12 protein-coding genes are annotated in these 12,574 nt (G+C 68.0%); 4 read left to right on the top strand and 8 right to left on the bottom strand.

The genetic code is table 11. The features are described 5' to 3' along the window. Positions 1 to 41: 41 nt before the first annotated feature. Positions 42 to 1,028 carry a PHP domain-containing protein gene (locus tag BLR21_RS17460; protein WP_090006888.1) on the top strand — a complete coding sequence of 329 codons (987 nt, stop codon included), beginning with the start codon at positions 42 to 44 and terminating at the stop codon, positions 1,026 to 1,028. On the opposite strand, the gene BLR21_RS17455 is transcribed toward BLR21_RS17460, so the two are convergent. Beyond that, entirely contained in the window at positions 991 to 1,569 is a 579-nt protein-coding gene (locus BLR21_RS17455; protein ID WP_090006887.1) for a hypothetical protein, read from the bottom strand. The genes BLR21_RS17460 and BLR21_RS17455 overlap by 38 nt on opposite strands. Positions 1,570 to 1,740: 171 nt before the next feature. Here BLR21_RS17455 and BLR21_RS17450 point away from each other — a divergent pair, with 171 nt between their 5' ends. Genes BLR21_RS17450 through BLR21_RS17440 form a run of 3 tightly spaced genes read left to right on the top strand, consistent with a single transcriptional unit; the run spans position 1,741 to position 5,275 of the window. Further along, positions 1,741 to 3,099, top strand: a complete 1,359-nt coding sequence (locus BLR21_RS17450) for a CBM96 family carbohydrate-binding protein (protein WP_090006886.1) — start codon at positions 1,741 to 1,743, stop codon at positions 3,097 to 3,099. Between the two features lie 20 nt (positions 3,100 to 3,119). After that, a complete protein-coding gene (locus tag BLR21_RS17445; RefSeq protein ID WP_090007120.1) occupies positions 3,120 to 4,322 on the top strand; it encodes an MFS transporter in 1,203 nt (400 codons plus the stop codon). Beyond that, entirely contained in the window at positions 4,319 to 5,275 is a 957-nt protein-coding gene (locus BLR21_RS17440) for a TolB family protein (RefSeq protein WP_090006885.1), read from the top strand. The genes BLR21_RS17445 and BLR21_RS17440 overlap by 4 nt, the downstream gene beginning before the upstream one ends. Before the next feature lie 159 nt (positions 5,276 to 5,434). Here BLR21_RS17440 and BLR21_RS17435 read toward each other — a convergent pair whose 3' ends face one another. From BLR21_RS17435 to BLR21_RS17405, 7 genes are all read right to left on the bottom strand, one after another. After that, positions 5,435 to 5,749, bottom strand: a complete 315-nt coding sequence (locus BLR21_RS17435; RefSeq protein WP_090006884.1) for a hypothetical protein — start codon at positions 5,747 to 5,749, stop codon at positions 5,435 to 5,437. Between the two features lie 74 nt (positions 5,750 to 5,823). After that, positions 5,824 to 7,110 carry an ABC transporter substrate-binding protein gene (locus tag BLR21_RS17430; protein ID WP_090006883.1) on the bottom strand — a complete coding sequence of 429 codons (1,287 nt, stop codon included), beginning with the start codon at positions 7,108 to 7,110 and terminating at the stop codon, positions 5,824 to 5,826. Between the two features lie 13 nt (positions 7,111 to 7,123). Continuing rightward, positions 7,124 to 8,242, bottom strand: a complete 1,119-nt coding sequence (locus BLR21_RS17425) for a branched-chain amino acid ABC transporter permease (protein ID WP_218130898.1) — start codon at positions 8,240 to 8,242, stop codon at positions 7,124 to 7,126. Next, positions 8,239 to 9,126 carry a branched-chain amino acid ABC transporter permease gene (locus BLR21_RS17420; RefSeq protein ID WP_090006882.1) on the bottom strand — a complete coding sequence of 296 codons (888 nt, stop codon included), beginning with the start codon at positions 9,124 to 9,126 and terminating at the stop codon, positions 8,239 to 8,241. Before BLR21_RS17420 ends, BLR21_RS17425 begins: the two co-directional genes overlap by 4 nt. Then, a complete protein-coding gene (locus tag BLR21_RS17415; protein WP_090006881.1) occupies positions 9,119 to 10,939 on the bottom strand; it encodes an AMP-dependent synthetase/ligase in 1,821 nt (606 codons plus the stop codon). The genes BLR21_RS17420 and BLR21_RS17415 overlap by 8 nt, the downstream gene beginning before the upstream one ends. After that, complete coding sequence (locus tag BLR21_RS17410) at positions 10,936 to 11,715, bottom strand: ABC transporter ATP-binding protein (protein WP_090006880.1); 780 nt, start codon at positions 11,713 to 11,715, stop codon at positions 10,936 to 10,938. Before BLR21_RS17410 ends, BLR21_RS17415 begins: the two co-directional genes overlap by 4 nt. Continuing rightward, complete coding sequence (locus BLR21_RS17405) at positions 11,712 to 12,485, bottom strand: ABC transporter ATP-binding protein (protein WP_090006879.1); 774 nt, start codon at positions 12,483 to 12,485, stop codon at positions 11,712 to 11,714. Before BLR21_RS17405 ends, BLR21_RS17410 begins: the two co-directional genes overlap by 4 nt. Positions 12,486 to 12,574 lie beyond the last annotated feature (89 nt).

The raw sequence follows: 12,574 nt of genomic DNA, 5'->3' as shown, positions 1-12,574 counted from the left end.
CGAGACAGCGCGCGGACACCGCCGATGAGGTAGGAAGAGGTATGGATCCGGTCAAGGCGTTGAAGCAGGTGGCTTTTCACCTCGAACGTGCCGGCGAGCCGACCTACCGCGTCGAGGCGTTCCGCAACGCGGCCGCCGTCCTCGCCGGCCTCGACCCCGCCGATGTCGAGAAACGGGCGAGGCTCGGCACGCTCACCGACCTCAAGGGCGTCGGCAAGTCGACGGCCGGTGTCGTCGCGGACGCGCTCGCGAACCGCGAGCCGTCGTACCTGGCGAAGCTGCGGCACGTCGACATCACCGGCGGCGAGGAGATGCGCGCGCGGCTGAAGGGCGACTGCCACGTCCACTCCGACTGGTCCGACGGCGGCAGCCCGATCAGGGACATGGCCGAGGCGGCGCGCGATCTCGGCCACGAGTTCATGGTGCTGACGGACCACTCCCCGCGCCTGACCGTCGCGAATGGACTCTCCCGCGAACGACTGGAGAAGCAGCTCGAGGTCGTCGCCGAGCTGAACGCCGAACTGGCGCCGTTCGTGGTTCTCACCGGCATCGAGGTCGACATCCTCGACGACGGTTCGCTGGACCAGGACGAGGATCTGCTGGCACGCCTCGACGTCGTGGTCGCGAGCGTCCACTCGAAACTGAAGATGCCGCGCGCCGAGATGACCCGCAGGATGGTCAACGCGGTCAGGAACCCGCACGTCGACATCCTCGGCCACTGCACGGGCCGGCTGGTCGTGGGCAAGGGCCGCCCGGAGTCCCAGTTCGACGCCGTGCAGGTCTTCGAGGCCTGCGCCGAGCACGGCACCGCGGTCGAGATCAACTCACGGCCGGAACGGCTTGATCCCCCGCGCCGGCTGCTCAATCTCGCCGTCGACGCCGGGTGCACGTTCTCCATCGACAGCGACGCGCACGCGCCCGGTCAGCTCGACTGGCTGAACTACGGCTGCGCGCGGGCGGAGGAGTGCGGTGTCGAGCCGGAGCAGGTGATCAACACGAGGACCGCAGCGCGGCTGCTGTCCGGGTGAGGTGCTCGTACCAGGACACGAGCGGCCCGGTGTCGGCCAGCGCGCGGCTCAGCGCGACGCGGCACAGGTCCCGGACGGGTTCGGGGTCCCACGCGGCCACCAGGTCGTCCAGCGAGCCGAGTGACCCGAGCGCGTACCGCTCCAGCCCGGCGCAGATCGGCACGACCGTCCCGTCGGCCTTCACCACGAGCGGATCGACCCGCACGAACGCCGTGGGATCGGCCCGCAGCAACGCGGCGGACGTGACGTCGAACTGCACCTCGACGGCGTCGTCCTCCGCGATCCGGTTCAGCTCCACCGCCGCGTAGACGAGGTCGACCCGATCGACGCCATGCGGCCGCACCCGAACCTTTCGGGCGCCTTCGCCCACGGCTTCGGCGGCCAGGCCGCGCAGCATCGACACGGTGCCCGGCACCAGGTCGATCAGCACCGTCACCCGGTGCCCGTCGGCGGCGTACCCACCCACCTCGTCCAGCGCGACCACGAGCTCGGCTCCCGGCACGGCCGTGAGCCAGCGAGGGTCGCAGACCTCGACTCCCATGTCCTTACGGAGCGGGCGGCAGCCGCGGAAATACCGAGCCGCCCGCAGTCACCCCCTGGTGGGGTTTTCCCACCGTTCATCGAACCGCCGCCGAACGATCATTGGTGACCGAACCATCGCGCCCCTACTCTTCGCGACGGCCCACGTCCGCCCACCACCACAAGGACCGGCATGTCACGTCGCAGGGCTCCTTTGGCCGTGCTCTCCACCGTCATCGTCACGGCGGCCACACTCACCGCCTCCACCGCAGCTCAGGCTGCCACCACCACCTTCACTCCCATCGCCGACACCTACGTCGACAACGGGTCCAGCAACACGAACTACGGCACCTCCGGCCAGCTCGGCATCGACAACTCGCCGATCAAGCGGACGTTCCTCAAGTTCACCGTCTCCGGGATCACCGGCAGCGTCAGCAACGCCAAGCTGCGCATCCACACCGATGACGTCTCCGGCGCGCAAAGCCCCCACGGCGGCACCTTCAAGGCCATGTCCAACACCAGCTGGACCGAGACCGCGGTCACCTGGAACAACCAGCCCGCCATCGACGGCGCCACGATCGGCTCGATCGGCTCGGTCGTGCGCAACGCCTGGTACGAGGTCGACGTCACCAGCTACGTCACGGGCAACGGCACGTACAGCATCGGTATCACGTCCAGCAGCACGGACGGCGCCGACTACGACTCCCGCGAGTCCGGTTCCACCGCACCGCAACTCGTCGTCACCGACGGCACCATCCCGCCGCCCGGCGACCCGGTCTGGGTCGGCGCCGGCGACATCGCCGACTCCGGTTCCGGTGACTCGGCCACGGCCGCGCTGCTGGACAACATCCCGGGCACCGTCTGGACCACCGGCGACAACGTCTACCCGGACGGCACCGCGAGCCAGTTCAACACCTACTACGAGCCCACGTGGGGCCGGCACAAGGCGCGCACCAGGCCATCGCCGGGCAACCACGACTACCGCACCAGTGGCGCCACCGGTTACTACAACTACTTCGGCGCACAGGCCGGGCCGTCCGGCCGGGGTTACTACTCCTACGACCTAGGCAACTGGCACATCGTGTCGCTGAACTCCAACATCAGCATGTCGGCGGGCAGCGCGCAGGAGCAGTGGCTGCGGCAGGACCTGGCGGCGAGCACGAAGCCGTGCACCGCCGCGTACTGGCACCACCCGCTGTTCACCAGCGGCGCCAACCACGCGCCCTCGACGGCCACCAGGCCGTTGTTCCAGGCGCTGTACGACGCCAACGCCGAAGTGGTGGTCTTCGGTCACAACCACCACTACGAGCGGTTCGCCCCGCAGAACCCCACGGGCGGGCTGGACAACTCGCGCGGCATCCGGACGTTCGTCGCGGGCATGGGCGGCGCGGGCGCCTACGGCTTCGGCACGATCAAGCCGAACAGCGAGGCCCGCAACAGCGGCACCCGCGGCGTGCTGAAGCTGACGCTGCACAGCAACAGCTTCGACTGGCAGTTCGTCCCCGAGGCGGGCAGGACCTACACCGACAGCGGCACCACCAACTGCCACTGACGGACCGCTGGAGGCCGATGATGTACCTGTCCACACTAGACAAACCGAAGTCAGCGAACTGGAAAGGACTGAGCGGCAACGTCTTCGCGCTCGGCACGGTCAGCCTCATCACCGACGTCTCGTCGGAGATGGTGGCCGCCATCCTGCCGCTGTACCTGGTCATCGGCCTCCAGCTCAGTCCCGCCGCGTACGGGCTGATCGACGGCGTCTACACCGGCGCCACCACGCTCCTCAGACTCGCGGGCGGCTACCTCGCCGACCGGACGAACAAGCGCAAGGCCGTCGCGGGCTTCGGCTACGGCATCTCGGCGGTGGCCAAGCTCGGACTCCTCGCCGCCGGCAACTCCCTGACCGCGCTGGGTTTCGTGATCACCGCCGACCGCGCGGGCAAGGGCCTGCGGACCGCCCCGCGCGACGCGCTGATCACCCTCTCGACGCCCAGCGGCGACCTCGGACGGGCGTTCGGCGTGCACCGGGCGATGGACGGCATCGGCGCGTTCGCCGGGCCGCTGGTCGCGATGGCCGTGCTCGCGGCGTCCGCCCAGTCGTTCGACGCCGTGTTCGTCACCAGCGCCTGCATCGCCGCGTTCGGCGTGCTGGTGCTCGTGCTCTACGTACGGGACCGGCCGGAACCCCTGGCACGCAAGGAACCTCTCAAACTCGCGCTGCTCAAGGACCCGGCCGTCCGCCGGATCGTGCTGGCCGCGTCACTGCTCGGCCTGGTCACCATCGGCGACGGGTTCGTGTACCTGTTGCTGCAGAAGCGCGAAGGGCTCGCGTTCGGCTGGTTCCCACTGCTCGCCGTCGGCACGAGCCTGGTCTACCTGCTGCTCGCCGCGCCGCTGGGCGCACTCGCCGACAGGATCGGCCGGCTCAAGGTCATGCTGGCCGGCTACGGCGCGCTGACCGTCGTCTACCTGCTGCTGCACGGACCGTTGGGCGGCTGGCCTCTCCTCGTGCTGGTCGTGTTGCTCTACGGCGTCTTCTACGCGTGCACGGACGGCGTGCTGATGGCGCTCGCGGGCCCGGTTTTGCCGGAACGCCTGCGCACCACCGGCATCGCGCTGATCCAAAGTGGACAGGCGCTCGCCTACCTCGGCTCATCGGTGCTGTTCGGCCTCGCCTGGCAGTTCGGCAGCCCCGAAGCCGCCACCAGGATCGCCGCCGTCGCGGTGGTCTGCGCCCTGATCGCCACCGCCGCACTCCTGGGACGCCGCAGATGAACAAGCGCCTGCTGATCACCCTGACCGCCGCCGTCCTGCTCGGAGGCGTCGCCGCCGGCTACACCACGCTGTCCGGTGCCACGCCGGACGATGCCGCGCGGTCCGTTCCGGCCGGTGCCGGGCCACGGCTGATGGTTCTGAGCAACGGCAAGCTCTCCACGGTGTCGCGGACCGACCCTGCCGGTTCGCGGAAGGTCACCGAACAACGCTGCGACCGCGTCTACTCGGCGGCGGGCACGATCTCCTGCCTGCGGCCGGTCGGAGCGCTGAAGGCGAGCGAACTGGCCGTGCTCGACCGCGACCTGAAGGAACTCAGAACGGTGCCGCTGACCGGTTTCCCGAACCGCACGCGAGTGTCGGCCAGTGGCCGGATGGTGGCCTGGACACTGTTCGTCGACGGGCATTCCTACGCCGCCAACGGGTTCTCCACCAGCACGGGCATCCTGGACACGAAGACCGGCACGCTGGTCACGTCGCTGGAGGAGTTCGCGGTCGAGGGCATGCCGCAGCAGCCGGTCGACACGAACTACTGGGGCGTCACGTTCACCGCCGACGACAACCGCTTCTACGCCACCATGTCCACCGGCGGCCACCGTTACCTGCTCGAAGGCGACTTCGCGGCGCGCAAGATCCGGCCGCTCACGGACATGGACGACGTCGAGTGCCCGTCGCTCTCCCCCGACGGCACCCGCATCGCGTACAAGAAGGCGGTCGGCGGCTACCCGCAGAAGGGCTGGCGGGTGTCCGTGCTCGACCTCGCGACACACGCGATCACCGAGCTCGCCGAGACCCGCAGCGTCGACGACCAACCGGCCTGGGTGGACGACAGGACCGTCGCGTACGGCATCCAGCGCGACGACGGACTCAACGACGTGTGGGCGGTGCCGGCGGACGGCAGCGGAACGCCCGCGATCCTGGTCCCGGAGGCGAGTTCTCCCGCACCGATCAGCTAGTGGTGTGGCCCGGAACGTTGCCGGGGGAATTCGGGGTCAGACGGGTGCATCGTGGTGTCGCCCCCACGTCCTCGTACTGGATGTACGGGGGCGTGGGGGCGGCGCCGCGAGGCGCCCTGCTGAGCGTGGATTACCTCGCCAACGTTCCGGGTCGCTCCACTAGATCGGGAGAGGCCTCATCCGGTCCGGCATGTGCGCGCGAAGCGTGTCGTGCAACGCCGACACCTCGGCGGCGTCCAGCAGAACGGACCCCGTCTCGCACGCCAGCACCGCCTCACCGGTGCGCTGGTCGGGCACGTACCGCAGTGCCACGTCCGGCACGGTGCACGACTGCGCCTGACGAATCGCCGTCAGCAGCTCCGACACACGTTCGTACCCCAGCCGCGCGCTCCAGCGCGACGCGGCCGGGGGACGGACGAACAACCGGAGGCCTCCGGTGGAGCGGCGAACCTCGACGCACGACAACACCGTCACAACCTCCTACCAAGCCTCAGCAGCGAGACTAGTCAGGGATGTCCGGTTTCAGCGTCGAGTGTCACCCGTTCGGTTCATTGGTAGCAGGGCTTCTCGAACTTGAAGTCCTTCGCCGTCGAGCCGGTGAAGAAGTCCTCCACCAGCGTCACTCCGGTCGGAGCGGCGTCGTCGGGCCGGTAGAGGGTCGTCTGACGGAACAGTGCGTCCTGGGGCGAGGCGGAGAAGTTGCCCGCACCCGAAGGAAGCATGCCCTCGTAGTCCACCGACGTGAGCTGGCGCACCGCGGCGAGCAGGCCGGCACGCGTCAGATCCTTGTTCGAGGCAGCCTTTTCGAGCGCCGCCTTGAGCGGGTACGCCCACACCCAACCGGCGGTGTAGCCGTCGTTCGGCGTCACGCCGGGCAGTGCCGCGCGCATCGCGGTGTGGCCGACGGACTCGGTGCCCCATGCCTTCCACGGCGCGGTCTGCATGTACAGCGCCTTGATCGCGGGAGCGGCCGGCGACTTCAGCAGACCGGGGTTCCACGTCGGCGAGGTGCCGATGAACTTGCCCTTGAAGCCACGGGCCGCGGCCTGGCCGATGATCACGGCCGCGTCGGTCGGTCCGGTCGTCAGGATCACCAGGTCGGGCTTCTTCGACACCACGGCGTCGATCGCACCACCCTGGTTGTCCTGGCCGGGCGTGGTGGTCACGTTCTCGAACGTCAGCCCGCGCTTCTCGGCCGCGATCTTCGTGCCGGCCGCCGCGTCGTCGCCGTAGTCACCGGCGTTGTGCACGGCCATCACGGACTTCACGCCCAGCTTCTCGGTGGCGTAGTCGACCGCGTTCATCGACTCGACGCAGTAGTTCGCGCCGGACTCCAGCACGACCTCCTGGAAGCCCCACAACGAGGTCCAGGACGCCGGCACGGAGACCATCGGGGTCTTCTCGAGGTCCGGCAGGATCGCCACGGTGGTGGGCGAGCCGAGGGTCTGCGTCAGCGCCAGGATGCTGCCCTTGATCTCCTGGTAGACCTGGTTGTGGATCTGCGGGTTGTACTTGTTGTCCTTGACGTACTTGGTGACGTCGACCTCGTAGCCGCCGATGCCGCCCTGGTCGTTGACGCGCTTCCAGAACGCCTTCTGCGCGTCCGTGATCGGCACGGCCAGGGTCTTGAACGGGCCCTCGGTGAGGTCCGAGATGGTGCCGAGGTAGATGCAGCCCTTGGACTTGTCGACGGCGTTGGGGCACGCCTCCGACGTCACGCCGGCGTCGACCTTGATGCCGCCCGCGCCCTCCTGAGGTGCCGCCCCGTCCCCGCCTCGACATGAAGCGAGCAACAAGGCCCCAACAAATATGACTGCGAGTCTCTTACCGGACATGGGGATTCTCTCCTCAGTACGAGAACGGCCAGGTGCGCCAGTAGTTGCGGACGCGGACCCAGATGCCGAACAACCCTCGTGGCTCGACGATGAGGAACACGATGATGAGCACGCCGTAGAGCACGGCTTCCAGCTGGAAGACCGTGAACACGCCCGTCGCGTCACCACTGATGAACGGCAGCACCGTGGGCAGTTCCCTGGTGATGCGTGGCAGCAGAGTGATGAAGAGCGCGCCCATGATCGCTCCGGAGATGGTGCCCGCGCCGCCGATGAGCACCATCGCGATGTACTGCACTGACAACAAGAGGCTGAACGAGCCCGGATCGAAGAACCCGTTCACCACGAACAGCAACGCGCCCGCGACACCCGCGTAGAACGAGGACACCGCGAACGCCAGGACCTTGTACCTCGTCAGGTCCACGCCGATCACCGACGCGGCCAGGTCCCGGTCGCGCACCGCCGCGAACGCCCGCCCGACCCGCGAGCGCACGAGGTTCCGCGCCAGCACACCGAAGATCACCAGCAGCACGAACATCAGCAGGTACAACTGCTGTGCCGCCGTGAACAGCGCGCTGTCCTGGTCCAGCCGCACCCCGAACAGCTCGGGTACGGCGGCGGGCCGGCCGACTCCTGGCCCGCCGGTCAGCGACGTCCACTCCCGGAACACGTGTTCTCCCAGGAAGACCAGCCCCAGCGTCACGATCGCGAGGTAGAGCCCCCGCAACCGCACTGCCACCGGCGCCACCAGGACGCCGAACAACGCGGCCACCAACCCCGAGGCCAGCAGCCAGATCGGCAGCGACGTGATGCCGAACCCGATCACCCGCCCGGTCTCGGGACCGCTGAGAGCGGCGGCCGTGTACGCACCGATCGCGAGGAAGAACGCGTGGCCCAGCGAAACCTGGCCCGCGTACCCCGTGACGATGTTCAGCCCGATCGCGCCGATCGCCGCCACGAACCCGGTGGCGAGCAGCTGCAACAGGTCGTCGGTGATCATGAACGGCAGGATCAGGGCGACGACGACGAGACCACCCGACCACGCGCGTTTGGGACGCGTGTTCAGGAACCCCATGTCCTGCCCGTAGGAGGTGTAAAGGTCTTGCCTGCCCTTGATGGACGTTGGCCCTTTCACAGCCGCTCCACCTCTCTCTTGCCGAACAGTCCGTACGGTCTGACGAGCAAGACGAGCAGCATCAACGCGTATGGCGCGACCAGCGCGAAGTTAGGCCCGAGCCACGGTGCGAAATCATTCTGGTATGTACCGAAAAGCGACTCGACGATGCCGACCGCGAGCCCGCCGACCACCGCACCGCCCAGCGACTCCAGGCCGCCGAGGATGATCGCGGGCAACGCTTTCAGCGCCACGATCCAGAGTTGCTGGTCGACACCGGCGCCCGTGGCGACGAACACGCCGGCGAGAGCGGCGAGCCCGCCTGCCAGTGCCCACGACAACGCGAACACCGATCCGACCGAGATGCCCTGTGCCAGCGCGACTTCCTGGTCGTAGGCCACCGCCCGCATCGCGAGCCCGATCCGCGAGTACCGGAAGAACAGGAAGAGCAGCGCCGTCACGACCGCGGTCGTCGCGATCATCACGAGATAACGCTGCTGCACCTCGGCTCCGAGGAAGCTCACCGTGTTCAGGCCCCACGGATCACCGACCTGCCGCACGTCCAGGCCGATGAACGCGTTGGTGACCACCCTGACCACGACGTCCACGCCGATGGTGATGATCGCGACCACGAACACCGGTTTGCCGACCATCGGCCGCAGCACCGTGCGTTCCACGCCCAGCGCCAGCACCGCGATCACCACGGCGGCCACGAGAACCGCCCCGACGAACGACACGGCGGGCGAGAGGTACGAGACCAGCACCGCGCCCGCCAGCATGAACGCCGGCTGCGCGAAACTGATCACCTGCGTCGACTTGTAGATGATCACGAAGCCGAGCGCGAGCAGCGAGTAGATCGACCCGGTGCCGAGACCCCGGATCAACGACTGGAGAAACTCATCCATACATGCTCTCCACGAGGTCGTCGAACATCTTGCCCAGCGCGGATCTCTTGACCTTCTGGGTCGCGGTCAGCTCGCCGTCCTCGTGGTCGAGCTCCTTGGGGAACATCCGGAACTTCTTGACCTGCTCGACCGTCGCGAACCTGCCGTTCACCTCGGTCACGATCTTCTGCACCAGCTCCAGGACCTCGGGTTTCTCCGACAGGTCCCGGTAGGTGGTGTAGGTGATCTTTCGTTGCTGTGCCCAGTGGCCGACCGTCTCGTACTCGATGCCGATCAACGCCACCAGGTAGGCCCGCTGGTCGCCGATCACGACGGCTTCCTTGATGTACGGGGAGGTCTTCAGCGCGTTCTCGATCTCCGACGGCGCGATGTTCTTGCCGCCCGCGGTGATGATGATGTCCTTCATCCGGTCGGTGATCTTCACGTGCGTGCCGTCGACCCACTCACCGACGTCACCGGTGTGCAGCCAGCCGTCGTCCAGCACCCTTTGGGTGGACTCGGGATCACGCCAGTAGCCCGCGAACGTGCCACCGTGCCTGGTGAGGATCTCGCCGGTCTCCTCGTCGATCCGGAGCTCGGTGCCGGGCTGCGGCTCGCCCACCGTGCCGATCTTGACCCGTCCCGGCCGGTTTCCCGTTGCCACGGCGGTGTTCTCGGTCATGCCGTAGACCTCGTGCATCGGCACCCCGATGCCCATGAAGAACTTCAGCACGTCCGGGGCGATCGGCGCGGCACCCGAGGCCGCGTACCGGACGTGCCGCATGCCGATCCGGGCCTTCAGCGCGCGGAAGCAGAACAGCCAGCCCAGCGCGTAGACCAACCGGCTCTTGCCCGTGTGCTTGCCACCGTTGTGCACCAGCGTTTCGCCGATGGCTTCCGCGCGCTTGAGCCAGAACCGGGTCGTCGTGCGCTTGAGCCGGGACGCCGACGACACCCCGATCGTGACGCCGGCCAGCACCTTCTCCCAGATGCGGGGCACGCCGAACAGGATCGTCGGCTGCACCTCGCGCAGGTTCGCCTGCACCGTCTCGATCGACTCGGCGAAGTGCACCTGCACGCCGCTGGCCGCGCTGAACCACGTCGTGAAGATGCGCTCGGCGACGTGGCACAACGGCAGGTAGGACAGCGTGACGTCGGCGGAGGACGGCGGTGGCGAAGCGAAACCGCCGCCCTCCACCAGCACGTGGACGGCGAACTCGACGTTCGCCACCGTGAGCATCGCGCCCTTGGGCGGCCCGGTGGTGCCGGAGGTGTAGATCAACGTCATGACGTCGTCGGGTTCGACGGCCGCCATGCGTTCGGTGAGCTCACCGGGGAACGAGTCGCGGTGCTGGGCGCCCAGCGCCAGGAAGTCCTCCCAGGCCAGCAGTTTCGGGTTGTCGTAGCGGCCCTTGATGCCGCGCGGTTCGACGTAGACGATCCATTCGAGATCGGGGGTGTCCTCCAGCACCAGCAACGCCTTGTCGACCTGTTCCTGGTCCTCGGCGATCAGGATCCGCGAGCCCGAGTGGGACAGGAGGTAGGCGACCTCGGACGCGGGGTTGGTCGGGTAGAGCCCGACCGTGATGCCCCGGGCGGCGACGATGCCGAGGTCGGCGTAGAGCCATTCGCGCCGGTTCTCGGAGTGGATCGCCACCCGTTCGCCCGGCTGCAGGCCCAGCGCGAGCAGCGCGTGGCCGACCAGTTCGACGTTCGCCCAGTAGCCGGACCAGGTGACCTCCTGCCAGATGCCGAAGTCCTTGGCCCGCAGGGCGATCTGGTCTGGCGTGTTCTCGGCGCGGTTCCTCACCCGCGTGACGACGGTCGTGGTCATGGCGTCACGCTCTTGTGCTGCTCGCCGAGGTACGCGCGGATGACGTCCGGGTCCTGCTGCACCTCCGCGGGCGTGCCGGTGCGGATCGGACGGCCGAAGTCCATGACCATCACGCGGTCGGCCAGGTCCATCACGAGACCCATGTCGTGCTCCACCATGATCATCGGGATGTTCAGCTCCTCCCGGACGTCGAGGATGAACCGGGCCATGTCCTCGGTCTCCTCGACGTTCATGCCGGCGACCGGCTCGTCGAGCAGCAGGAGCTTGGGCTCCATCGCGAGCGCCCTGCCCAGCTCGACGCGCTTCTGCACGCCGTAGGGCAGCAGGCCGACCGGGTACCGGCGCCACTGCTCCAGTTCCAGGAAGTCGATGACCTCCTCGACCGCGGCCCTGTTCTTCAGCTCCTCGGCGCGCGCCTTGCCGAGCCAGAAGAACGCCGACAGCGCGCCGTACCGCATGTGGTTGTGGCGGCCGAGCATGAGGTTGTCGACGACGGTGAGGTGCGAGAACAGCTCGATGTTCTGGAACGTGCGGGCCATGCCCTGCGCGGCGATGCGGTGCGGCCGCATGCCGATCAGGTCGTGCCCGCGGAACCGCACGGTGCCCTGCTGCGGCCGGTAGACGCCGCTCAGGACGTTGAAGATGGACGTCTTGCCGGCGCCGTTCGGGCCGATGACGGCGAACAGCTCACCCTCTCCGACCTCGAACGACACCCCGTCGACCGCCACGACCCCGTCGAACGCGAGCCGGACGTCGGTGACTTCCAGAACGCTCATGAGAGCCACCGCTTCCTGCGCTTGTAGTGCTTGACCGCACGGAACGAGGAGGTGCCGAGGCCGAGGTAGAACTCGCGGATGTCGTCGTCGGCGAGAAGTGCCTCCGCCGGCTTGTCCATGACGACCTTGCCGGTCTCCAGCACGTAGCCGTGGTCGGCGATGGAGAGCGCCATGCTGGCGTTCTGCTCGACCAGCAGGACCGTGGTGCCCTGTTCGTTGATCTTCACGACAAGGTCGCGGATCTGCTGGACGAGCAACGGCGCGAGGCCGAGGCTGGGTTCGTCGAGCAGCAGGTAGGACGGTTCCGACATCAGCGCCCGGCCGATCGAGAGCATCTGCTGCTCGCCGCCGGACAGGTAGCCCGCGCTCTGTCTTCGCCGTTCCAGCAGCAGCGGGAAGAGCTCGTAGCAGCGGTCCAGGTTCTGCCTGAGCCGCTTGGGTCTCGCGTGGCCGCCGACCTTGAGGTTCTCCTCGACGGTCAGTTCGGCCAGGATTCGGCGGCCCTCCAGGGCCTGTTTGATGCCTCGGTCCGCGATCTTCGCTGGTGAGAGGCGGTGGATCGGTTCACCGTCGAGCGTGATCGAGCCCTTGGTGACCTTGCCGTCGTGCACGTCGAGCAGGCCACTGAAGGCCCTCATCAGGGTCGTCTTGCCTGCTCCGTTCGCACCGAGCAGCGCGACGACCTTGCCCTGGGGCACCTGCAGGCTCACGCCCCGGAGCACCAGCATCACGTCGTCGTAGACAACCTCGAGGTTGTTCGCTTCGAGCACCAGCGCCTCCTAGGGGCCCCTGACATACCGCGCAGTATGCCGCTCGTGAGACTTGGATCACAGAGTGATTTGACCACTGCGGGCGATTT

This window comes from Lentzea albidocapillata subsp. violacea, assembly GCF_900100275.1.
GTDB lineage: Bacteria > Actinomycetota > Actinomycetes > Mycobacteriales > Pseudonocardiaceae > Lentzea > Lentzea violacea.
The sequence above is the reverse complement of the archived record's forward strand: the minus strand, read 5'-3'. Positions and strand labels throughout refer to the sequence as shown.